Source organism: Pseudomonas sp. 01L34, assembly GCF_056400265.1.
The window spans coordinates 227,407-247,640 of the sequence record NZ_JBFTSX010000008.1; the positions used below are offsets into that span (position 1 = coordinate 227,407).

General features: G+C 61.8%; 19 protein-coding genes. 3 read left to right on the forward strand and 16 right to left on the reverse strand.

The genetic code is table 11. From position 1 onward, the window contains the following. Position 1: 1 nt before the first annotated feature. Genes AC1DQM_RS24735 through AC1DQM_RS24750 form a run of 4 tightly spaced genes read right to left on the reverse strand, consistent with a single transcriptional unit; the run spans position 2 to position 7,769 of the window. On the reverse strand, positions 2–4,561 hold the full coding sequence (locus AC1DQM_RS24735) for an alpha-2-macroglobulin family protein (protein ID WP_477746994.1): 4,560 nt from the start codon (positions 4,559–4,561) through the stop codon (positions 2–4). 11 nt (positions 4,562–4,572) lie between these two features. Then, positions 4,573–5,238: a DUF1175 domain-containing protein gene (locus tag AC1DQM_RS24740; RefSeq protein WP_477746995.1), complete on the reverse strand. Its 666-nt coding sequence runs from the start codon at positions 5,236–5,238 to the stop codon at positions 4,573–4,575. Then, on the reverse strand, positions 5,208–6,929 hold the full coding sequence (locus tag AC1DQM_RS24745) for a DUF2138 domain-containing protein (RefSeq protein WP_064620641.1): 1,722 nt from the start codon (positions 6,927–6,929) through the stop codon (positions 5,208–5,210). The genes AC1DQM_RS24740 and AC1DQM_RS24745 overlap by 31 nt, the downstream gene beginning before the upstream one ends. Before the next feature lie 48 nt (positions 6,930–6,977). Then, positions 6,978–7,769 carry a YfaP family protein gene (locus AC1DQM_RS24750; RefSeq protein WP_018925700.1) on the reverse strand — a complete coding sequence of 264 codons (792 nt, stop codon included), beginning with the start codon at positions 7,767–7,769 and terminating at the stop codon, positions 6,978–6,980. A 508-nt stretch (positions 7,770–8,277) separates the two neighbouring features. Here AC1DQM_RS24750 and AC1DQM_RS24755 point away from each other — a divergent pair. The 3 genes from AC1DQM_RS24755 (at position 8,278) to dxs (ending at position 11,394) form a co-directional block, all read left to right on the forward strand. Beyond that, complete coding sequence (locus AC1DQM_RS24755; RefSeq protein ID WP_007894317.1) at positions 8,278–8,520, forward strand: exodeoxyribonuclease VII small subunit; 243 nt, start codon at positions 8,278–8,280, stop codon at positions 8,518–8,520. Further along, entirely contained in the window at positions 8,517–9,404 is an 888-nt protein-coding gene (gene ispA / locus AC1DQM_RS24760; protein ID WP_477746996.1) for a (2E,6E)-farnesyl diphosphate synthase, read from the forward strand. Before AC1DQM_RS24755 ends, ispA begins: the two co-directional genes overlap by 4 nt. A 91-nt stretch (positions 9,405–9,495) precedes the next feature. After that, entirely contained in the window at positions 9,496–11,394 is a 1,899-nt protein-coding gene (dxs, locus tag AC1DQM_RS24765) for a 1-deoxy-D-xylulose-5-phosphate synthase (protein WP_477746997.1), read from the forward strand. A 55-nt stretch (positions 11,395–11,449) separates the two neighbouring features. Here dxs and AC1DQM_RS24770 read toward each other — a convergent pair whose 3' ends face one another. The 12 genes from AC1DQM_RS24770 to nrdR form a co-directional block, all read right to left on the reverse strand. Then, a complete protein-coding gene (locus tag AC1DQM_RS24770; RefSeq protein ID WP_477746998.1) occupies positions 11,450–12,250 on the reverse strand; it encodes a cobalamin-binding protein in 801 nt (266 codons plus the stop codon). Continuing rightward, on the reverse strand, positions 12,250–12,669 hold the full coding sequence (locus tag AC1DQM_RS24775; protein WP_305479186.1) for an MFS transporter: 420 nt from the start codon (positions 12,667–12,669) through the stop codon (positions 12,250–12,252). Before AC1DQM_RS24775 ends, AC1DQM_RS24770 begins: the two co-directional genes overlap by 1 nt. Continuing rightward, positions 12,666–13,283 carry a GTP cyclohydrolase II gene (gene ribA, locus AC1DQM_RS24780; protein WP_018925694.1) on the reverse strand — a complete coding sequence of 206 codons (618 nt, stop codon included), beginning with the start codon at positions 13,281–13,283 and terminating at the stop codon, positions 12,666–12,668. Before ribA ends, AC1DQM_RS24775 begins: the two co-directional genes overlap by 4 nt. 140 nt (positions 13,284–13,423) lie before the next feature. Further along, positions 13,424–14,158 (reverse strand): type 2 periplasmic-binding domain-containing protein, encoded by a 735-nt coding sequence (locus AC1DQM_RS24785; protein ID WP_064620650.1) that lies wholly within the window; start codon positions 14,156–14,158, stop codon positions 13,424–13,426. Between the two features lie 22 nt (positions 14,159–14,180). After that, positions 14,181–14,684: a phosphatidylglycerophosphatase A family protein gene (locus AC1DQM_RS24790; RefSeq protein ID WP_018925692.1), complete on the reverse strand. Its 504-nt coding sequence runs from the start codon at positions 14,682–14,684 to the stop codon at positions 14,181–14,183. Further along, the gene (gene thiL, locus AC1DQM_RS24795) at positions 14,681–15,646 is read right to left on the reverse strand and encodes a thiamine-phosphate kinase (RefSeq protein WP_477746999.1); all 966 of its coding nucleotides are present in this window, start codon (positions 15,644–15,646) and stop codon (positions 14,681–14,683) included. The genes AC1DQM_RS24790 and thiL overlap by 4 nt, the downstream gene beginning before the upstream one ends. A gap of 23 nt (positions 15,647–15,669) precedes the next feature. Continuing rightward, positions 15,670–16,170: a transcription antitermination factor NusB gene (gene nusB / locus AC1DQM_RS24800; RefSeq protein ID WP_007933632.1), complete on the reverse strand. Its 501-nt coding sequence runs from the start codon at positions 16,168–16,170 to the stop codon at positions 15,670–15,672. After that, positions 16,167–16,643 (reverse strand): 6,7-dimethyl-8-ribityllumazine synthase, encoded by a 477-nt coding sequence (gene ribH / locus AC1DQM_RS24805; protein WP_003228649.1) that lies wholly within the window; start codon positions 16,641–16,643, stop codon positions 16,167–16,169. The genes nusB and ribH overlap by 4 nt, the downstream gene beginning before the upstream one ends. A 91-nt stretch (positions 16,644–16,734) precedes the next feature. Continuing rightward, positions 16,735–17,826 (reverse strand): bifunctional 3,4-dihydroxy-2-butanone-4-phosphate synthase/GTP cyclohydrolase II, encoded by a 1,092-nt coding sequence (ribBA, locus tag AC1DQM_RS24810; RefSeq protein ID WP_019581380.1) that lies wholly within the window; start codon positions 17,824–17,826, stop codon positions 16,735–16,737. A gap of 16 nt (positions 17,827–17,842) precedes the next feature. Beyond that, positions 17,843–18,520, reverse strand: a complete 678-nt coding sequence (locus tag AC1DQM_RS24815; RefSeq protein ID WP_064620656.1) for a riboflavin synthase — start codon at positions 18,518–18,520, stop codon at positions 17,843–17,845. 44 nt (positions 18,521–18,564) lie between these two features. Further along, a complete protein-coding gene (gene ribD / locus AC1DQM_RS24820; RefSeq protein ID WP_018925688.1) occupies positions 18,565–19,698 on the reverse strand; it encodes a bifunctional diaminohydroxyphosphoribosylaminopyrimidine deaminase/5-amino-6-(5-phosphoribosylamino)uracil reductase RibD in 1,134 nt (377 codons plus the stop codon). Then, positions 19,695–20,159, reverse strand: coding sequence for a transcriptional regulator NrdR (gene nrdR / locus AC1DQM_RS24825; protein WP_007906838.1), 465 nt, complete (start codon positions 20,157–20,159; stop codon positions 19,695–19,697). The genes ribD and nrdR overlap by 4 nt, the downstream gene beginning before the upstream one ends. Positions 20,160–20,234 lie beyond the last annotated feature (75 nt).

Consider the following 20,234-nt stretch of genomic DNA (forward strand, 5'->3'; position numbering starts at 1 on the left):
GTCAGTTGACCGTGACCTGACCGAGTGCCGGTTTCTGTTCCTGAGCCTGATGCTGCGGCGCGTAGACCTGCGTGAAACGCACCGGCGGCAGATTGAACTGGCCTTTTTGCGAAAAGCGCACCAGATGACGCAGGCGCAACTCACCGCTCAGCGCATCCACTGGCACCGCATAGGCCATTTGCCCCGGCTCGAAACGGGCCTTCTCCAGCGCGGTCGGCTCGGTGCCGGCCTTGCCCATCAGCTTGATGCCCCACGTGGTGCGCTCGACGTCCGCACCCGGTGGCAGCGGCACTTCGAGCATGCCGTAGCGCAGCGGTTTCGCGGCTTTGCTGGTGATGATCACTTCGTCCAGGTACAGGCTGTCGCTGGACAACGGCTTGGTGCCGACCGCTTCGAGTTTGAATTCGAACGCTTCATCACCCGGCACCAGACGCGACAGGCGACGGGTGATGGTCACAGCCATCGGATCGATTGCCGGTTGTTTGGTCTGGAAGCTCAACATGGCCCGTAGCGGGCGCTCTTGCGTTCCGGTCAGCGACAATGCCGCCGGCACTGGCGAAGAGCCCTGCCACGTCCAATACATCTCACCGGTATCACTGTAACGTTTCTTCCAGCCCTCACCCGGTGCCAATGCGATGGTCGGAGAAGCCTGCTCGATGCTGCGTTGCAACCAGGTCAGCGCCAACGCGCGCTCCAGGGTCGATTGCTGTGGCAACAGGCGTTGCAACAACGCTTGCGCATGAGCCTGATCGAAAGCTTGCAGTGACAGGTTCAGGGCTTCGACAAACGGTTGAGCGCTGGCGGCCACTTGCTGTTGCGCAGCATCCACTTGACGACTGAACGCCGGCGGCAGATTGACCTTGGCCTGACGCGCCAAAGACGCGGTCAACACCCGAGCACTGGCCAGCCCCAAGGCCGAATCTGGATCGTTCATGACCAGGCTCTCTGCGCCATCGTCCATCACGCTCGCGGCATTGCCTTCGCCGGCTTTCACCAGGTCGTCGATCAAACCGCTGAGCAGCGTGTTCACCGGCAATTGCATCTGTTTGGCAAACGACAGAATCAACGCCCGCTGCAACAGTGGTGTGTTCTGTGCCTGTTTTGCATACACCTCAAGCACCCGCTGCCAGTGCTCCGGCGGCAGGCTCAGTTCCAGCACTTTGCTGGCGTGCCAGTCGGCGTAATAGGCGTAAGCGGTGAGGAACGCATCCGGCTCGCCGTCAAAGCCCCACCAAGTGAAGCAGGCCGACGGCCCGGCCATTTGCACCAGACGCAGGCGGCTGTTCTGCATGATCAAACGCAAGCGATCACGGATCTGCGGGTTCGACGACAGCGTTGGATAGGCGATGCTCAGCGGCAGCAGACGGCTGGCGGTTTGTTCGACGCCGCCATACGGATAGCTCAGCAGATCATCGAGGGCCGAGCGGAACACTGCTTGCGGGCTGTCATCCAGACGCAGGCGAATATCCGTGGCGTCCGCCGGCAAGGTCAACGGCGTGTCGCCGCTGACCGCGTCCAGGCTTTGGCTCTGGGTCACCTGCCAGCCTTCGCCAGTCGCGGTCAGGCGTACGGCCAAGGCGTCAGCGGTTTTACCGTCCTGCACCAGCTCGGCGGTCCAATCGCCATTGGCCAATGTGAATGCCGGCAATGGGACGTAGTTGACGCCGTTGTTCAGTGTGACCGGCACACGTTGCTCGGCACCCGCGTAATGAATCACCAGCTCAGCCTTGACCGGTTTCTCGGCCTGACTGAAAGCGAATACGCCAAGATCCGGTTTGTCGCCGTTACGGAATTTGGTCGGGCCGCTCCACTTCAGGTACAGCGGTTTTTCCGAGCGCACGAATTGCTTCTTTTGCCCGACCTGACCGTCATCGGCGATGGCGCGGGCGGTGATGCGCCAGCGGGTCAAGGAGTCCGGCATCTTGAAGGTGAAGCGGGTCTTGCCGTTGGCGTCGGTGATCAATTCCGGCTGCCACGCGGCGGTGTCGACGTCTTCACGACGCGGCCGCTCCAGCACTTTCACCCCACGCTCGCTGCGGTTGGCTTTGCCCGGCGCGCCCGGGCTGCCCGGCAGTGCCACGTCGTAGCTGATGAACGACAAACTGGCGCTGGTGCGCACGTTGTTGCGGCGCGGGTGGTAGAAGAACTGGTCGATGGTCGGCGCCACTTCCGGTTGCAGCGCGTAGATCATTTCGTCGACCACGCTGACCGTCAGGTGCGCCGGAATCGGCTTGCCGGCGAACTGGGTGGAGAGGTCCACGGACACGGTATCGCCGGGTTGATACGCCTCTTTGTCGGTAGTGATCGCCACATCGATCTGTGGCGCGACCACCTTGATACCGGCGTTCTGGAAGCTGTACTGACCGCCCTTGGTATAGAGCACGGAGAACGTCAGGTTCGGCGCGAAGTTGTCCTTCACCGCGATGCGCGCGCGGTATTGGGTGTCGCTGAGTTTTTCCATCTTCAGCCAGTCGCCGCCCTTGGACAGCAACGCCGTGGCCTCGACCTTGTCGCGCTCGAGCGACAACAACGCATCGCTGACCGGCTCGGGGAAAGTGATCAACGCGAGGGCTTCGTCACCGGCCTTGTACTCGGGTTTGTCGAGGACGATTTCCACGGTGCCGGGCACGGCTTTGACGCCATCACCCGTGACCGAATGACCGGTCGCGCCAAGCACGCGGCCATGATCATCCTTCAACGTCAGGTTGTAAGTGCCCGGACGGTCGAAGGCCAGGCTGAAGCCTTTGTCCTTGGCGGCGAGTTTTCCTTCGCCAGTGGTCTGATCTTCGAGTCGCACCCAGCTGTAGCTGCTCGGGTTGACTGCTTTGCTCTGCTCGCTGCCACCTTCATTGGCGTAGCTGAAGGCAACCTTGTCGCCCACCGCGCTGAACCGTTGCGGCGCGCTCAGGCGGAAACTGGCGGCACCACGGTCGATGAGGATTTCCTTGGTGGTCTTGACCCGGTACGCCGCGCCATCACTGGCGAACACGGTGAGCATGTAGCGGCTCGGTTTCTCGGCGGCGGGCAGGTCAAGCGTCGCGTTGCCCTTGGCGTCGGTGGTCAGTTCGGCGCTGGTCAGCTCCACCGGGAATTGCCCCAGGTATTGCAATTCGTTATCGACCATCGACAACTGCTGGGCGCGCAGGCTCAGGCTCACCTTGGCGTCGGCCACCGGTTTACCGTCCGGGTACAACAACACCAGGCTGCCTTTGACCGGCTCGCCAGTGCGGTAATCCTGCTTCGCCAGGTTCAGGGATATCTCGAAGTGCGGCTTGATGTACTCAGCCACGCGGAAGGCGCTGCTGTAGGCCTGATCCTTGTAGCTGAAACGCAGCTCATAACCGCCCGCCACCGCATTGTCCGGCAACTGGAAACGGCCCTGACTACCGGCCTTGGAATCGAGCTTCAACGCCAACGACTGCAGCGCAGTACCGGTGGCATCGAGCACCGTCACATTGACATCGGCAGCGGTCGGCGCCACGGAATCCCGGGCATTCTTGAACTCGCGACCAACGATTTTCAACGACACCCAATCACCCGGCCGGTACAGCGGTCGATCGGTAAACGCATAGAGTTTGGTGTCGTAGATTTCGCTGTCGTAATAGAAGTTCTCGGAGACGAACACCCCGCCCTCTTCGTCCTCGCCGATCACGAACGAACGCTCGGGGCTGACGTGTTTCAGGCGCAGCAAACCATCGGCATCGGTCGCGCCACTGCTCATCACGCCCAGGCCGTCGGTCCATAGCACATTAACCTTGGGCACCGAACTGCCTTCGTGTTTGCGCGCAGCCCACACCAGCAATTCATCACCGGCAATCTTGCTCACGGCCACGGTGTTGGAGACGAACACCATGGTGGTCGCGCGGTACTTGCCGATCAGCGCTTCCACCAGATACAGGCCCGGTTTCAGGTTGCCCAACGGGATATAAACGTTGCCCGGCGAGACGCTGACGAACTCACTGGAAGAACCAACCAGTTTCACACCTTCAGGCGGCTGGATCGGTTTGGCTTGCCATAGCGGATAACGGAATTGGCTGACCACCGGCAGACCCGGAATCAACGCGAATTGCGGCTGTGCGTCGTAGGGCGTTGGCGCGGCGATGGCGGTGCCCATCTTCAGTTCCGGCACTTCCTCGGTGACTTGTTTACGCGACTCGTAGGAAAACGCCCGCTGCATCACCCGACGGGATTTGCGGTACCAGTTGTCCCACAGGTACGCGAGGGTGTTCGACAGGCCTTCGCCCTTGAACTGGCCGTCGCTGACCACACGGTGCAGGTTCTTCTGGCGCTTGAGGAAATCCAGCGGCTTGTCGATGCGATACACCCGAATGTCCGCACCGCCGTAAGGCTCCATACGGAACCGGCGATAGTCACGACCCGGCGCTTCGAGGCGTACCACCGCCTGTTCGTCGCTGGCGAAACTGCTGTCGGCCAACAGGAAAAAGCTTTCACCGGCCACCGGCGTATAGCCGCTCGGCTCGACGGTGTCTTCGGCGTTGACTGCCGACAGAGGCAGAACCAACGCAAGCAAAAGAGGCAGTTTTGAGCAAATGCGCAGCATGCGGGCACCGATCATTGGGAGAGAAAGTTCAGTCGATAGACGCCGATGAAGTTGGGGTTGGCTGCGTCGGGTATCCATCGGGTGTCCTTCCATGTCATGAGTTGCTGCAGGCTTGCGGAGCGCATGCCGTTGTCGGTGGGGGTGGTGGTGCCGGTGTGATAGGCGATGAAGCGGCCCATCCAGATCATCAGGTGCTGGTCATCGCCCTGATCGAAAAACATCAGGTCGCCGGGCCGGGCCTGGGCCAGGTCTCGGCCGACCAGATGACTGTTGAACTGAATCAGTTTGATCGCGTTGACGTAGGGCCCGACCTTGCCGCCGCCCTGCTGCCATTGCTGGGCGAGGCCGCGTTGGGCGTCACTCAGCTGCAACTCCGGCGGCAGGTAGCGGTTGGACAGGCCATTGCTGCGCAGCCATTTGTCGTCATGGACTTTCAGCGCTTCGTTGGCGGCAAACCGCACCAGCCCGGCGCAGTCCTGCTGATACCAGCGCGGGCTCGGGCCTTGGGTCAATTGTTCCTGGGCGATGCGCACGAACCAGGCACGGAATACCTGGGATTGCTGCGGATCGAGCGCGGCGGCTTCGCTGGCGAATGTGCGGGTCCCCAGCAGCAACGCCAGCAAGCCGAGGCCTCGGATGAGTGCGGTCACAGGGCTTTCCACTCCAGCGGCAACCATTGCCAATGGCCGTCGGGCTCGCTGCCTTTGGGCAAGGTCAGGGCGTATTTGCCGTAGCCGCCAAGGGTGCGCAGTTTCGGGATCAGGTAGGTTTGCGCGGCGTTGTAGAACACCGGTTCCATGTCCTGCGGCAGGCTGTCGAGGGTTTCCTGCTGCATCAGTTGCGCCATGGAATCGGGGCCGAAATAGATCGGCATCAGCAGGTCTTTCGGCAGCACGTCAGCCAGCGGCGGGAAGCGTTTGTCGAGGGTGCCCAGCGCTTTGTCGACGAGTTTGTCGTCGAGGGAGAACAGCAGCGTCGAACCGTGGCGCGCCAGACTGACGCGCATGAAGGCTTTGCCGGTGATCGCGTCCGGCTGCTCGGCATCCTTGGCCTTATAGGGGCCGAAGTTGGAGCTGACCTGGCGCTGCCACTGGTGGGTTTTACCGTCCTGTTTCTCGACCACCGGGAATGCGTGCTCGGCAACATTGCCTTCGTAGGCACCGACCATCGAGCCGAACAGGTTGCCCAAGTCACCGTCGAGTTTGGCACTGTCATCGTCATTCAGGCTGGCCACCAGCAGCGGCGTGTACAGCCGCGAATCGGCGTACCAGCACAGGCCGGCGGCACCGGCCATATGTTCGGTCAGGGCCTGGGCCACGGACTCTTCGGCGCCAAGTTTCACCAGCAGCGGTTTCTGTTGTTCGGCGGCCAATGGCAAAGCCACGCAAGCGCTGGCGCCCATCGGCATGGCTTGCCAGATCGGTTTGAAGTCGAAGTCCGGCTGCTTGTCCAGTTCGTCCATGGCGAGGAAGCTGTGCCAGCCCTTGTCATCCATGTCGAAACGCAGGCCGGCAAAGTTCGGGATGAAGCGCTGATAACCCATGGCCAACACGCTGGAGTTGACCGAGAGGCGTTGTTTTACCTCGGGCGCACGCGGCGGCAGGCCGAAGGCTTCGGGGAACAGTTTGTCGCCGTTGAGCAAGGCGGCGATCGCCTTGGTCGAAACGCCGCCGGTTTCCTCCAAAGCCCCGTTATCCGGGTCGTAGAGTTTGGCCGGATTGGACAGCACCACCAATTTGTCGCCATGGGAAGCAAACACCAACGACTTGCTGGCGTTGTAGTTGAGCTGATAGAGGGTGACGGCGTCGGCACCGACTTTCACTTCGCCGAGCTTGCTCAGTTGCGAATCATCCAGCGCCACTTTCGCCAGCGGCTCCAGCACCTTGGCCAGTCCGCCGCGATCCATCACCAACAGGAAATCCTTGAGACGCCCATCCGCCCCACGCCACAGCGCCACATCCGCCGGTTGGTCGAAGAGCTGCTCGATCAGACTGTCCTGCAGCTTCAGGTCATGCTCGTAAATAATCCGCCGCAGACTGCCAATCAAACCGAGACGGTCGGCGTGAGCTTCGTAATAGAAGACGAAATCTTCGGTCAGGGTTTCCTTGAGGAACGGCACGGCCAGCAAATCCTTGGGCAGCTGACTCAAGGAATGGGTTTCGAGCAGACCGTCCGGCCGGCTCATGCCCAGTTTGTCACTGGCCAATTGCGCAGGCGGGGCCTTGGGTTTGTGCAGGAACCAGCCCAATCCGCCCGCCACGCCGGCCACCAGGCATAGCCCGATCACCAGCGCTGGCCAGCGGCGAGGAGGTTTGGCAGCGGGTGCGGCGGCCGGGGAAGCTGCTGGTGGAATCGTGTTATCACTCATGTTCACGCTCATTTTCACAAGGCTGAATTCAACCGTGGTGCGGGATGTTTAATAGTTGAAAGTCTTGACCAGCAGCAGGTCGCCGATCGCCCGCAAGGGCACGATGAACGTCTCGCGTTTTTCGTCGACGGTGTTTTCATTGAGCACCAGATTGATTTGCGAGGTGATCACCTCGTTCTGGTTGCTGTTCTCATCGAAGTTATAGCCACCGCTGCCATAGTTGCCCCAATAGTTCACGTAAACCAGATAGGTGCCGTGCATCGGCGCAGTCATGGTGAACATTTCCGGACCGGGGCCATCGACACCGTCCGGGTCCAGCCCACCACCGTTGCTCATCGCCGGACTGGCCCAGAACGCGTGCTGGCCGTCGGGGGTAATGATGTGCAGGTCGAGTTCGGCCTTGGGATCGTCCCAGCCCAGCACCACGCGAATCCGCGCCGGGGTGCGCAGGTTATTGGCTTCATAGAATTGAACGCGCTTGAGCGACTTGCCCTCGGAACTGCGCACTTCGACGCTGTTGGAACCGGCGCCGAACGCATACGGGCGGGCAAAACGCCCTTGATCGTCGGTGTACAGATTCAGGGGATTGCCGTTGACCGCCAGGCTGTGGGGCGGACGGAGCGTGCCGAGGGCCTTGAGCTGGCCTTCGATCATTGTGCGATTGCGCTGCACGCCCCGGTCGATAGGCGGTGTGGGATAGGCGACGCGAGGGTTTTCACTGCGGTCCAGCAAGCCGTGATAGCGCCAGCCGCCCACCGGTTCCGATAGCTCGGCCGTGGGCTCGGCCCGCGCCACTTGAGCGCAGACCAGCGTAATCAGCAGTGAAAGAACCCAACGCATGTGACGCCTCCTGCCATGCATAACGAAACCTGGCGCCTGATCCTCGGCGCGTTACAGATCAAAAAAACTGCGTTTCGTCAGAAGACCCTGAATATAGGGTCGTTGAAGGCGCGAAGATTAGCCATTCGGCAGTTTTTTAACAATCAGATACATCTATATTTGCGGTGAGAATCACGGTGTTTGTTGGGCGTGAGCCGAATAGCGATCTTATTCGGCTCATAAAGTGAGCCGAATAATCCACACAACCTATATAGACGACATACATCTGTGGCGAGGGAGCTTGCTCCCGCTGGGTAGCGTAGCGGCCCCAAAACCATACATCGCGTTTATTCAGGCCTACCGAGTCCAGAGGCTCGCGACTGCAGCGCAGCCGAACGGGAGCAAGCTCCCTCGCCCCAAGGTGTGTTGTCACCCCGGAACTGCTGCTCCAAATGGCCCAGCTCATTTGCCCATACCCCCCATGTCTGCTAGTGTCGCGCCGGTTTAACGTCAACCGGAAATAGCCGCCATGGCCCGCAAAAAAGCTGCACTGGATTTCGAACAATCCCTCGCTGACCTGCAAACGCTGGTGGAGCGTCTGGAGAACGGCGAATTGTCGCTGGAAGACTCGCTGACCGCTTTCGAGCAGGGCATCGGGCTGACCCGTGATTGCCAGGCGGCGCTGGCCCAGGCCGAGCAGAAGGTTCAAGTGCTGCTCGAGCGTGATGGCGAGTTGGCCGAGGAACCCTTCGACGCGGATCAGCCAGAATGATTGCAGCGTATTCGGCAGCCAGCCAGGCCCGCGTCAATGCAGCACTGGAAACCCTGTTCAACCCGCCGAGCCCTGAGCTCGCCCGCCTCTATGAAGCCATGCGCTACAGCGTGATGAATGGCGGCAAGCGTGTACGTCCGCTGCTGGCCTACGCCGCGTGTGAAGCGCTGGGCGGCAAGGCCGAGCAAGCCAACGGCGCAGCCTGCGCGGTTGAGCTGATCCATGCCTATTCGCTGGTGCACGACGATTTGCCGGCCATGGACGATGACGACCTGCGTCGCGGCCAGCCGACCACCCACAAGAAATTCGACGAAGCCTGCGCGATTCTCGCCGGCGACGGTTTGCAGAGCCTGGCCTTCAGCGCCCTGCTCGATCCGCACCTGAGCTCGCCGGATGCCGAAACCCGGCTGCAGATGGTCAGCGCCCTGGCGCTGGCGGCAGGCCCGGCGGGCATGGTCGGCGGGCAAGCCATCGATCTTGGCTCAGTGGGTCTGAAGCTCGATCAAAATGCCCTTGAATACATGCATCGGCACAAGACCGGCGCGCTGATCGAAGTCAGCGTCAAGCTCGGCGCCCTGGCCAGCGGGCATGCCGAGCAGGACGAGCTGAAGTCCCTGCAGAGTTATGCACAGGCCATCGGCCTGGCATTTCAGGTCCAGGACGACATTCTCGACGTCGAAAGTGACACCGCCACCCTCGGTAAACGCCAGGGCGCCGATATTGCCCGGGACAAGCCGACCTACCCGGCGCTGCTCGGTCTCGACGCGGCCAAGGCCTACGCTCTGGAACTGCGCGACCAGGCCCTGCACGCGCTGCGACCGTTTGACGCGGCAGCCGAGCCCTTGCGCGATCTGGCCCGATACATCGTTGACCGCCGCAACTGACGGCGTATCCGCCAAAAAAGACCAACGCGTGGGCAGGGGGCGATGCATCAGGTAAACTGCCGCATCTTTTATACCTATAACGATTCGCCTGATGCCCACGACGTTTCATGAGATTCCCCGTAAGCGCCCGACCACGCCCCTGCTCGACCGTGCCAACACGCCGGACGGCCTGCGCCGGTTAGGCGAAGCCGAGCTGGAAACCCTGGCTGATGAGTTGCGCCTGGAATTGCTCTACACGGTCGGCCAGACCGGTGGGCATTTCGGTGCCGGCCTGGGCGTGATCGAGCTGACCATCGCGTTGCACTACGTTTTCGACACCCCGGACGACCGGCTGGTGTGGGACGTGGGTCATCAGGCCTATCCGCACAAAATCCTCACCGGCCGTCGCGCGCGCATGAGCACCCTGCGCCAGAAGGATGGCATCGCTGCCTTCCCGCGTCGTTCCGAGAGCGAGTACGACACCTTTGGCGTCGGCCACTCCAGCACCTCGATCAGCGCAGCGCTGGGCATGGCGATTGCCGCCCGCCTGCAACACAGTGATCGCAAGGCGATCGCGGTGATCGGCGACGGCGCACTGACCGCCGGCATGGCCTTCGAGGCGCTGAACCACGCGCCGGAAGTGGACGCCAACATGCTGGTGATCCTCAACGACAACGATATGTCGATCTCGCGCAACGTCGGCGGGTTGTCGAACTATCTGGCGAAAATCCTTTCCAGCCGCACTTACGCGAGCATGCGCGAAGGCAGCAAAAAGGTCCTGTCGCGCCTGCCCGGCGCCTGGGAAATCGCCCGTCGCACCGAAGAATATGCCAAAGGCATGCTGGTCCCTGGCACGCTGTTCGAAGAGCTGGGCTGGAACTACATCGGCCCGATCGATGGCCACGACCTGCCGACCCTGATCGCCACCCTGCGCAACATGCGCGATCTGAAAGGCCCGCAATTCCTGCACGTGGTCACCAAGAAGGGCAAAGGCTTCGCCCCGGCGGAAGTCGACCCGATCGGTTACCACGCCATTACCAAACTCGAACCGCTGGACGCTCCGGCCGCCGCGCCGAAAAAAGCCAGCGGGCCGAAATATTCCGGTGTGTTTGGTGAGTGGCTGTGCGACATGGCCGCAGCCGATCCGCGCCTGGTCGGGATCACCCCGGCGATGAAGGAAGGCTCCGACCTGGTGGCCTTCAGTGAACGCTTCCCGACGCGCTATTTCGACGTGGCGATTGCCGAGCAACACGCCGTGACCCTGGCAGCCGGCATGGCCTGTGAAGGCGCCAAACCGGTGGTGGCGATCTATTCGACCTTCCTGCAACGCGGTTACGACCAGCTGATTCATGACGTCGCGGTACAAAACCTCGACGTACTGTTCGCCATCGACCGCGCCGGCCTGGTGGGCGAAGACGGCCCGACGCACGCAGGCAGCTTCGACCTGTCGTTCCTGCGTTGCATCCCCGGCATGCTGGTGATGACCCCGAGCGACGAAAACGAACTGCGCAAAATGCTCAGCACCGGCCACCTGTACAACGGCCCGGCGGCGGTGCGTTACCCGCGTGGCACCGGCCCGAATGCACCGATCGCGAAAGACCTCGAACCGATTGAGATCGGCAAGGGTGTGGTTCGCCGTCAGGGCAACAAAGTCGCCCTGCTGGTGTTCGGCGTACAACTGGCCGAGGCACTGAAAGTCGCTGAGAAGCTGGATGCAACGGTGGTCGACATGCGCTTCGTCAAGCCCCTCGACGAAGCACTGGTACGCGAAATCGCCGGCAGTCACGAGTTGCTGGTGACTGTCGAAGAGAACGCGATCATGGGCGGCGCCGGCGGCGCGGTCAGCGAATTCCTCGCCCGCGAGAACATCCTCAAGTCGGTGCTGCACCTGGGCTTGCCAGACATCTACGTCGAACACGCCAAGCCTGCGCAAATGCTCGCCGAATGCGGGCTGGATGAAGCCGGGATCGAAGAGGCGGTGCGTCAGCGCCTGCAATTGCTGAATATCTGATCCTCTGGCTACATGCAAAACCCTGTGGCGAGGGAGCTTGCTCCCTCGCCCCAGGTTAAAGATCGGGGGCGATCAACTGACAGAGCTTGGCCGTCGCTTCGATCATCTGCCCACTCGGTCGTTCCAGGCCTTTATCCGTCACCAACAGCAATTGCCCCTGCGCCACCGCCTTCACCTGGGGCCAGGCCTTCCACGCCTCGAGCTGCGCCTGATCGCTGGCCAGAATCACCTCGGGGTTGCGCTGCAACACCGCCTCCACACTGACCTGCGGTGCAGGCTGTGGCAGATCGGCAAACACATTGCTTGCCCCGCAAACCTGTAGCGCATCGCTGATGATCTGCCCACCGCCCACGGTGTACAGCGGCCGATCCCAGACTTGATAAAACACCCGCAGCGGCTCGTCCCTTCGATAGCGCTGGCGTAGGGAGTCGAGTCGCTGACGCAGTTTTTTGGCCAATGCAACGCCCCGCGCCGCTCGCCCTAGTTGCGTGGCTATCGCTTCGATCTGCACAGTGAGTTGTTCGAGGTTATGCGGTTCGGCGACATAGGTGGGAATGTTCAGCCGTTTGAGCTGTTCACGCTGAGCCGGCCCCACACTGCCCGGCCAGAGCAGCAGTAAATCGGGCTTGAGGCTGAGCAACCGTTCGATGTCCAACTGACCGTAGCGGCCCACCGAAGGAAAGTCTTTGAGCTCGGCCGGACGCTCACCGGCATCCAGCACTCCGACCAGCAGGTCAGCCGAATTCAGTTCAATCACGATTTCGGAAAGCGACGGTGCCAGGCTGACAACACGCTCGGCCGCAGCCGCCGGACCACCGATGGCCAGCAACAGGACTGCCAGCCAGACGCAGCGCATCAGCCGAGTTGACGCGGGATACGGTAGAGGTAGAACAGCACCGCCGTCGACAACGCCAGCAGCATCAGCGGCACGGCTTCCAGACCAACGAAGACTGCCAGTGCGCCGATCCAGGCGGGCAGGCCGGCGACCAGAAACGCGGTGCGGCGTTTCGCGGCCAGGGCGATCCAGGCGGCAGGTTCTTCAGGAGTGTCGAGGGCTTTCTGGGTAGCGATCAGTGCATGTTTGTAGCCGCCAAAGAACTTCAGGCTGACAAACATCGACGCCACACCGGCAATGAATAACGGCATGGCCAGCACCGGCAGAATCGCCTCGCCTTGACCGAATACGCCGTTGATCACGAACAACGGCAGCAAGGCCAACGCCAGGTATTGCCACCAGCTGACGGACAGTCGCCGCCGTACCTGACCGCGGGTCACGCCCTGTCAGCCTCGCCCTGGTGCTCGTTGCCCATCATGTGGTCGAGCTTGCTGGCCTTGGTCGCCAGGTAGAGTTTGTTATGCGGGTTGTGCCCGGTGTGCAACGGCACGCGCTCGGCCACCACAATGCCCATGTCGGTCAAGGCTTTGACCTTGCGTGGGTTGTTGGTCATCAGTCGCAGGGATTTCACGCCCAGATGCTCCAGCATCGGCAGGCACATGGCGTAGTCGCGCTGGTCGGCGGCGAAGCCCAGACGTTCGTTGGCTTCAACGGTGTCAGCACCGCCGTCCTGCAATTCATAGGCACGGATCTTGTTCAGCAGGCCAATGCCGCGACCTTCCTGACGCAAGTAGAGCAATACGCCACGGCCTTCACGGGCGATCGCCTGCAACGCCGCCTCGAGTTGCGAACCGCAGTCGCAACGCTGGCTGAACAAGGCATCGCCGGTCAGGCATTCGGAGTGCAACCGGCCGAGTACCGGCGCACCGTCGGCGATTTCACCCAGACTCAGCACCACGTGCTCGCGCCCGTTTTCTTCATCGAGAAAGCCGTGCATGGTGAATTGCGCAAAAGGCGTTGGCAGCTTGGAAGCGGCGACAAAAACGACAGGCACCGGTGTGCTCCTGATCTATAAGTACTGAAGATTCGCAGAGGCGGCATTGTAACAGCACGTTCCTACAGACGCTTAGGCTGAATTATCGGCCATAACGATCAAAAAGTTTGATATCTGCCCCGCGCCCGCATTGAACGTTTTCATTTCGAGCCGAACGGATAGGGCTGCTTCCAGCGTTCGAAGACCGGTTTCAGCTGACCGCTTTTTACCAGCAGTTCCATACGCTGGTCGAACAGCACCATCAACTGCCGTGCCCGAGGGGTATCGGCGAAGCACAGGTACAGCGGTAAATCCGCGATGTGCGTGCGGCGGAACTGCGACGGATCCTTGGCTCGACTGACGATAGAGTTAACCTCGTCCAGCGCGTCAATGTAGTAGTCGACGTGGTTGTGGATCAGCATCGGCAGAATCCCGGTACGTCGCGCGACTTCGTTATAGCGCTGCACGTTGGGCAGGTAAGCCTGGTACTTGTAGCCGCGTACCCAGGCCAAACGGTAATTGCCCAGATTTTCCGGGGTCGGCGCCGGATTGGTGGCCAGGCCCAGTGCATAGATCGGATCGGTATCGAAACTCCAGCGCGGATAGAGCACGTCACTGACTTCATCCCGATAGGCACCGACACACGCGTCCACTTCGCCACGCTGTGCCAGGCCCGTGGCGCGTGTATACGGTTCGATTCGAATATCCAGTTTGACGCCCGCAGGCTCGAACACTTCGCGCAACACGTCCCAGCCCAAACCACGACCATCGGCGGCGGTAAAGTCTTCCCACGCTTCGCTGGCCAGGTGAATCACAGACGGCGTCGTCGGTGCATCCCCCGCCTGGGCGAACGAGCAAAACGTCGCGAAAACCATCACCATCAACCAGCGAGCCATCTTTCGTCCTCGACTGCAGCCTTCAGGCGAAAAGCCAGACCAGCCCTTGCATCGCCAACCACGCGAACACCCCCGCCAGCACGTCGTCGAGCATGATCCCGACGCCACCGTGCACATGCCGGTCGATCCAGCGAATCGGCCACGGCTTGAGGATGTCGAAGAAGCGGAACATCAGGAACCCCGCCAGCAACCAATACCAACCTTGCGGCACCAACCACAGGGTGATCCACATCCCGACCATTTCGTCCCAGACGATGCCTTCATGGTCGTGCACGCGCAAATCGTCGGCGACCTTGCCGCACAGCCAGAAGCCGAACAGCATGGTGATGCCGAGCATCAGCCAGTAGCCCCAGTCGGGCAGCATCTGCCACAACGGAATAAAGGGTAACGCCACTAACGAACCCCAGGTGCCCGGCGCTTTTGGCAGGGTGCCCGAGCCGAAGCCGAACGCCAGGAAATGCCACGGATTGCGCCAGACCGACGGCGGTACGAACTCCGACGGAACCTGTTTGGGATGATCTGTCACGGTGTCTCCCGAAAATGTTGGTAACCCCGGATTGGCGGGGTGATGTCGTGTCCGTCGGCGTCCAGCAGAATCACGCCCTGCCCTGCAACCACCTGCCCGAGCACATGGATCGGCCAGCCGTCCGCCAGTAACGATGGCAACTCGGCAGGCGGCAAGGTGAAGGCCAGCACGTAATCGTCACCGCCACTCAGGGCGGCTTGCTCCGCGTCGGATTGACCGAGGAAAGCCAGCAGCGCCTTCGACAACGGCAGCCTGCTGCGCTCTACCCGAATCCCGACTTTCGACGCCAGGGCAATATGCCCGCAGTCGGCGAGCAGGCCGTCGGAGATGTCCAGCGCGGCGGTGGCCTTGCCACGCAAGGCCTGGCCCAACGCCAGTTGCGGTTGCGGCGACCAGTAGTGGGCCAGCAATGGATCGGCGATGGCCGCTTCGACAGTCCGCTGGCCGAGCACCAGCGGCAATGCGCCCGCGCCGTTACCCAGTTCACCGCCCACACAGAGTAAATCGCCCGGCCGTGCGCCGCTGCGGGTCAACGCCAGACCGGTCGGCACCCGGCCGAACACGGTCATGGTCAGGCTCAACGGCCCGCGAGTGGTATCGCCGCCCACCAGTGCCACACGGCAATTCTGCGCCATGAGGTTCAAACCACGGGCGAACGCTTCCAGCCAATCGGAAGTCCCGGTCGGCAAGGTCAAGGCAAGGGTAAAGGCAACGGGGGTGGCGCCCATGGCGGCCAGGTCGCTGACGGCCACGGCCAGCGAGCGCTGGCCGAGCAGAAACGGATCGCAGGGGTCGGCGAAATGCACACCGGCCACCAGCGTATCGGTAGAAATCGCCAACTGCTCCCCGGGAGGAATAGCCAGCAAGGCGCAGTCGTCGCCGATCCCGAGGGCAACGCCTTCACCGCCCTGCGCGCAAGGCGCGGCGGCGAAGAAGTTGCGGATCAGCTCAAACTCACCCATGGCAATGGCAGTTCAAGCGCCAATCAGCGCTTGAACGCCTTCACTTCGGCTTCACGCAGACGCGGGGCCAGCTTGTCGAGCACACCGTTGACGAACTTGTGGCCGTCGGTGGAACCGAAGACCTTGGCCAGTTCGATACCTTCGTTGATCACCACGCGGTACGGCACGTCGACACGCTTGAGCAGTTCCCAGGTGGACAGGCGCAGAACCGCCAGTTCAACCGGGTCCAGCTCTTCGATGGTCAAGTCCAGGCAAGGCTTGAGCGCGGTGTCGATCTCGGTCTTGAACTGCGGAACCCCGTGCAGGATTTCGCGGAAGTACGCGCCATCGACATCGGTAAAATCGTTATCGACCCGGAACTGCGCTTCGATCTCGTTCAGCGACTGCTTGGCCATGTGCCATTGGTACAGCGCCTGGGTCGCGAGCTGACGGGCCTCGCGACGCTTTGCGCTTTTCGATGGCTTGCCGGCATCCGCAGGCTTTGGATCGCGCGGGTTGAAACGATCGCTATCGTCGCTAATCACTTGGCCTCCAACTGCGCCAGCAGGCTGACCATTTCCAGAGCGGACAGGGCAGCTTCAGCACCTTTGTTACCGGCCTTGGTGCCGGAACGTTCGATGGCTTGTTCGATGGAATCAACGGTCAGTACGCCGAAAGCGACCGGTACGCCGAACTCCATGGACACCTGGGCCAGGCCCTTGGTGCACTCGCCAGCCACGTATTCGAAGTGCGGAGTACCGCCACGAATGACCGCGCCCAGGGCGATGATTGCCGCGAACTCGCCCTTCTGAGCGACTTTCTGCGCAACCAGCGGGATTTCGAAGGCGCCAGGCGCACGGATGATGGTGATGTCGCTTTCGCTCACGCCATGGCGAACCAGGGCATCAACTGCACCGCTGACCAGGCTTTCAACCACGAAGCTGTTGAAACGGCCCACTACCAGAGCGTAGCGGCCTTTAGGGGCGATGAAGGTACCTTCGATGGTCTTCAGGGTCATTCGTTAGATCTCTTAAAGAGCCGGGACGCGTTTTCTACGCATCCCTCAGTGATGTGTTAGCCGCGAATCAAGGACTGGAAACAACCGGTCATTATTCGGAGGGCACGTATTCTACAACTTCCAGATCGAAACCGGATATCGCATTAAATTTCATCGGCGCAGACATCAGGCGCATTTTACGCACGCCCAGGTCCCGAAGGATCTGCGAACCGGCACCCACAGTGCTGTAGGTGGTCGGCTTTTTCACCGCCAGGTGGTCGGCGGTTTCGCGGATGTGCGCCAGCAACACGTCGCCATCGAGCGGGTGACCGAGCAACAGCACCACACCGCTGCCAGCCTCGGCAACCGCGGCCATGGCGGCGCGCAGGCTCCAGCGGCCCGGTTGCTTGACCATCAGCAGGTCACGCAGCGGGTCCATGTTGTGCACCCGAACCAGGGTCGGTTCTTCGGCGCACACGTTGCCCAGGGTCAGGGCCATGTGCACGTCGCCTTCCACCGAATCACGATAGGTCACCAGGTTGAACTGGCCCAGTTCGCTGTCCAATGGCTGCTCGGCAATCCGCTGAACGGTACGTTCGTGGATCATCCGGTAGTGGATCAGGTCGGCAATGGTGCCGATCTTGATGTTGTGCTCGGCGGCAAACGCTTCGAGTTCGGCGCGACGGGACATGGTGCCGTCGTCGTTCATCACTTCGCAGATCACACCGCTCGGTTCAAAACCGGCCATGCGCGCCAGGTCGCAGGCCGCTTCGGTATGGCCGGCGCGGGCCAGGGTGCCGCCGGCCTGGGCCATCAGCGGGAAGATGTGGCCGGGGCTGACGATGTCTTCAGCCTTGGCGTCTTTGGCGGCAGCGGCTTGTACGGTACGCGCACGGTCGGCCGCGGAGATACCGGTGGTCACGCCTTCGGCGGCTTCGATGGACACGGTGAACTTGGTGCCGAAACCGGAGCCGTTGCGTGGCGCCATCAACGGCAGCTTGAGCAGTTCGCAGCGCTCGCGGCTCATTGGCATGCAGATCAGGCCACGGGCGTGCTTGGCCATGAAGTTGATGTGCTCGGCCTTGCAGCACTCGGCGGCCATGATCAGGTCGCCTTCGTTCTCGCGGTCTTCGTCATCCATAAGGATGACCATCTTGCCTTGGCGGATGTCTTCAACCAGTTCTTCGATGCTATTGAGCGCCACAAGGCACCCCCTTGAGTCAGGATTTGAGGTAGCCGTTTTGGGCCAGAAAGCTTTCAGTAATAGTGCCGCCAGACTTCTGCGAAGAGCCAGGCTCAGCAGCTTTGTCACCCAGCAGCAGGCGCTCCAGATAACGGGCCAGCAGATCGACCTCCAGGTTCACCCGGCGACCTGGCTTGTAAGAAGCCATGATGGTTTCGCTCAGGGTGTGCGGAATGATCGTCAGCAGGAATTCGGCGCCATCGACCGCGTTCACCGTCAGGCTGGTGCCGTCGACGGTGATCGAACCTTTATGGGCGATGTACTTGGCCAGTTCTTTCGGCGCACGGATGCGAAATTCCACGGCGCGGGCATTGTCGGTGCGCGAGACCACTTCGCCGACACCATCGACATGACCGCTGACCAAGTGCCCACCGAGGCGGGTGGTCGGGGTCAGGGCTTTTTCCAGATTCACTGGGCTGCCGCTCTTGAGGTCATTCATGGCGGTGCAGTCGAGGGTTTCGCGACTGACGTCCGCCGCAAAGCCATTGCCCGGCAGTTCAACCGCCGTCAGGCACACGCCGTTGACGGCAATGCTGTCGCCCAGTTTGACGTCGCTCAGGTCGAGCTTGCCGGTTTCGACGTAAACCCGCACATCTCCGCCTTTTGGGGTCAATGCACGAATACTGCCGATGGATTCGATGATGCCGGTAAACATGGAGTCCTCCTCGAGAACAGGGCCTTCTGGGCTGCAGCCGGGAATTATACGCTGACCGTTGGGACAGGTATGGCAATGACTCGCCAGTCATCGCCAACCGCGCGGATTTCGGTAATTTTGAGCTCGGGCGCATCTTTCATCTGCGCCAGCGGCCAGTCCAGCAACGGTCGCGCCGTGGAGCCGAGAAACTTGCCGGCAATGAAAATCTGGAACTCGTCCACCAACCCTTGCTGAGCAAACGCCCCGGCCAGACGTGGGCCAGCCTCGACCAGCACCTCGTTGACGTCACGGGCAGCCAGTTCAACCAGCAACTTGCGCAGGTCGACCTGGCCATCGTCGCCCGCCACGATCAGGCACTCCGGACCGTTGGCGTATTGCTCTTCGATCGCCATGCACGTCGCAACCAACGCCGGACCAGCCTTGAAAAACGGCGCGTCCAGAGGCACCCGCAGGCGACCGTCGATCAGCACGCGCAGTGGCGGACGGCTCATGGCCAAGGCGGTTTGTTCGGGATCGAGGCCCAATTCATCGGCACGCACGGTCAAACGGGCATTGTCCGCCAGCACCGTGTCGGCGCCGGTCAGCACCACGCTGGCCTGCGCGCGCAGCCGCTGTACCGCCGAGCGCGCCGCCGGGCCGGTAATCCATTGGCTCTCGCCGCTTTCCATCGCTGTGCGACCGTCGAGGCTCATGGCCAACTTGACCCGCACGAACGGCAAGCCGTGTTCCATGCGCTTGAGGAAGCCTTCATTGAGCTTGCGCGCCTCACCTTCCAGCACGCCGCTTTCGGTGGCGATTCCCGCCTGGGCCAGACGTTGCAGACCGCGACCGGCAACTTCCGGGTTCGGGTCCTGCATCGCCGCAACGACGCGCGCCACACCGGCATTCACCAGCGCATCGGCGCAGGGCGGCGTACGTCCGTGGTGGCTGCACGGTTCCAGGGTCACGTAAGCCGTGGCGCCTCGCGCCTTGTCACCGGCGGCACGCAAGGCGTGGACTTCGGCATGGGGCTCGCCGGCGCGCACATGCCAGCCTTCGCCGACAATCTGCCCGTCACGCACCACCACGCAGCCAACCCGAGGGTTGGGGTGCGTCGTGTAATGACCTTTGCGCGCCAGTTCCAGGGCACGGGCCATGTAATGGGCGTCGAGGATGGCTTGTTCCGGGGAGGTGGTCATTCTTTCACCGGTTCACGGGCGAGGCGATCGATCTCTTCGCGGAACTCGTTGAGGTCCTGGAAGCGTCGGTACACCGAAGCGAAGCGGATATAGGCGACTTCATCAAGCTTTTTCAGCTCGGCCATCACCAGTTCGCCGACCACGAGGGATTTGACCTCGCGCTCGCCAGTGGCGCGCAGCTTGTGTTTGATGTGCACCAGCGACGATTCCAGGCGCTCGACACTCACCGGGCGCTTCTCCAGCGCTCGCTGCATGCCGGCACGAAGTTTTTCTTCGTCGAACGGCTGGCGACTGCCGTCGGTTTTGATCAGGCGCGGCAACACCAGTTCAGCGGTTTCGAACGTCGTGAAGCGTTCGCCGCAGGCCAGGCATTCACGCCGGCGGCGCACCTGTTCGCCCTCGGCGACCAGACGCGAGTCGATGACCTTGGTGTCGTTGGCACCGCAGAAGGGACAGTGCATGGTGGCAGGCAACAAAAAATGGGAGGGCCATGGTAGCGCATCCCCGTGGCAAGACAAGCCATAGGGTTTGCGGTA